Below are 2,515 nucleotides of genomic sequence, written 5' to 3'. Positions count from 1 at the left end.
GCGGCGGCTTCCGCACCGGCGGTCACGACCGGCCCACCGGCCGCCGTGACGACCACCGCGGTGGCTCGACGGGCACCGGCACCGGCTCCTTCGGCCGCCGCGACGACAAGCCGCGCTGGAAGCGCAACGGCTGACCGTCCGGCCGTACCGCTGACCGGCACGGCTGACTGACACGACGACAGGGCCTGTGCCCCACCGACCAGGTGGGGCACAGGCCCTGTCGCTGTGCTGCCCCGCTTCATGACCCGCCGACGACCGGATACCCGATCGGCCCGCGCCCCCCGGCGGGCTATGCTCGGGTTGTTGTGCCTGGGCCGTTAGCTCAATTGGTCAGAGCAGCGGACTTTTAATCCGTTGGTTGTGGGTTCAAGTCCCACACGGCCTACCCCACCAGGTCCCTTCGGCTGCCGGCTGTCAGCCGGTGGGCCGGGAGAGTACGTCGCGTGCCGTGTGCGGCTCCCGGCCCAGAAGCTTGCCGAGCAGGGGGTCGACGCCGGCGAAACCGCCCTGTCGTGCGGTCCGGTAGAAGCCGAGCTGGAAGCGCGCCATGAACTCTTGCGCGCCCTGGGCGACCTGGTCGGCCATCCACTCTTCCTCGTCCGTGACGACGAGCTCGACGGTGTGCCCGGTGAGTTCCGAGGCGATCTCGGCGATCTCCTCGAACGTCGGCGCGGGGCCGACGGTGAGCGTGGTCGGACCGTCGTAGGGGTGTCGGAGGCGGCGGCCTGGTGGCTGGTGTAGAGGATGTGCCCGGCGCCCGTGGTGACGGCGGCCTCGACGGCGGTGCGGTGCAGAGCCAGGGCGCGGTCCGGATCCGGTTCGTTCGCGGAGACGAGCAGCAGCTGGTCGGCGCCCTCGAAGGCGCGGCCTCGCGGACCTCGCCTGGGAGGCGGTCTGCGCGACGATCCTGACCGGGGCGTCCGCCGAGGCGCCCGCCGGTCCGGTCGTCGCCGCCGTCACCCTGCGTGCCGCGCTGCCGGAACTCGCGACGCTCACCCCCCACGAGCGCGCGCTGTTCGGCGACTGGCTGTACCGCGTCTCCGGCGCGTGAGAGCGGTTCGGGGCTCCGACTCTGGTCCGGCGCCCTGGTTGTGAGCTGCTGGGCTCAATTAATGGTGATGATTTTCATATTCCAGTACCGGCTCTGGTTCTGACAATCGTTTCCATCTAGCGTCATGGACGTCCGGAGCGTCGGCAGCCCGCCGAGCCGTCCGGTCTCGCTGAGGAGATTCCGTTCCATGAATGCTGTCCGCACCCGGCTCGCCGTCGGCGGTGTCGCCGTTCTGGCCGCGACGAGCGTCGCCGCCTGTTCCAGTTCCCCGTCGTCCGGCGGCGCCGTCAAGGACGGCGGGGGGCCGATCCGGGTGGTGGCCGCCGAGAACTTCTGGGGGAGCATCGCCGGCCAACTGGGCGGCAGCCATGTGCAGGTGACCAGCATCATCGACAACCCCGACGCCGACCCGCACGACTACGAGCCCACGGCGGCCGACGCGCGTACCGTCGCCGGCGCGCGGTACGCGATCGTCAACGGCGTCGGATACGACTCCTGGGCGGGCAAGTTGCTGGCGTCCAGCCCGTCGTCCGGGCGTACGGACCTGACCGTCGGCGAGCTGGTCGGCGTCAAGGCCGGGGGCAATCCGCACCGTTGGTACTCGCCGGACGACGTCCACCAGGTCGTCGAGCGGATCACCGCCGACTACAAGAAGAAGGACCCGGCGGACGCGGCCGACTTCGACAAGCTCAAGAAGACCTTCGAGACGACGACCCTCGCCCCGTACAACAAGCTGATAGCGGACATCAGGGCCGCCTACGCCGGCACGCCCGTCGGCGCGTCCGAATCGATCGTCAGCCCGCTCGCCGAGGGGCTCGGGCTGAAGATGCTGACGCCCGACTCCTTCCTGAACGCGGTCAGTGAGGGCGCCGACCCGACCGCCAAGGACAAGTCGGCCATCGACCGGCAGATCGCCGAGAAGAAGATCAAGGTCTACGTCTACAACAGCCAGAACGCGACCCCCGACGTGCGGGCCCAGGTCAAGGCGGCCGAGGCGCACGGGATTCCGGTGGCGACCGTCACCGAGACGCTGACCCCGGCCGGTGCCTCCTTCCAGGCCTGGCAGGTACGTCAACTCCAGGGCATCCAGCGGGCGCTGGCCGACGCGGCCCGCCCATGACCGCCCCTGTGGTGTCGATGCGCGGCGCCGCCGTGCGGGTCGGCGGGCGGACCCTGTGGTCCGGGGTCGATCTGGACGTCGGCGCCGGGGAGTTCGTGGCCGTGCTCGGACCCAACGGGGTCGGCAAGTCCACGCTCGTGAAGGTCCTCCTCGGGGTACTGCCCCCGGCGGCCGGTGAGGTACGCGTGCTCGGCGGACGGCCGGGCCGGGCGGGGCGCCGGGTCGGCTGTCTGCCGCAGCGGCGCAGCTTCGACGCGTCCCTGCGGATGCGCGGCACCGACATCGTGCGGCTCGGCTGGGACGGCGACCGGTGGGGCGTGCCACTGTTCGGCGGCCTCCGGGCC

Annotated in this window: 3 protein-coding genes and 1 tRNA gene; 3 read left to right on the top strand and 1 reads right to left on the bottom strand. The window is 71.2% G+C overall.

Annotation, left to right across the window (positions count from 1 at the left end; genetic code table 11):
- Window positions 1–311 precede the first annotated feature (311 nt).
- Window positions 312–385: transfer RNA gene (locus HY68_RS09335), tRNA-Lys, on the top strand.
- A gap of 29 nt (window positions 386–414) precedes the next feature.
- Here the strand turns inward: HY68_RS09335 and HY68_RS42675 are convergent.
- Window positions 415–585, bottom strand: coding sequence for a hypothetical protein (locus HY68_RS42675; RefSeq protein ID WP_157874308.1), 171 nt, complete (start codon window positions 583–585; stop codon window positions 415–417).
- Window positions 586–1,238: 653 nt separating this feature from the next.
- On the opposite strand from HY68_RS42675, the gene HY68_RS09325 reads away from it, so the two are divergent.
- Both HY68_RS09325 and HY68_RS44950 read left to right on the top strand, forming a co-directional pair.
- A complete protein-coding gene (locus tag HY68_RS09325; RefSeq protein WP_041986820.1) occupies window positions 1,239–2,171 on the top strand; it encodes a zinc ABC transporter substrate-binding protein in 933 nt (310 codons plus the stop codon).
- A partial coding sequence (locus HY68_RS44950) for an ATP-binding cassette domain-containing protein (protein WP_241778512.1) occupies window positions 2,168–2,515 on the top strand: 348 nt, incomplete at its 3' end. The genes HY68_RS09325 and HY68_RS44950, both read left to right, overlap by 4 nt.

The organism is Streptomyces sp. AcH 505, assembly GCF_000818175.1.
Lineage (GTDB): Bacteria > Actinomycetota > Actinomycetes > Streptomycetales > Streptomycetaceae > Streptomyces.
This window is presented reverse-complemented; position numbering and strand designations above follow the sequence as displayed.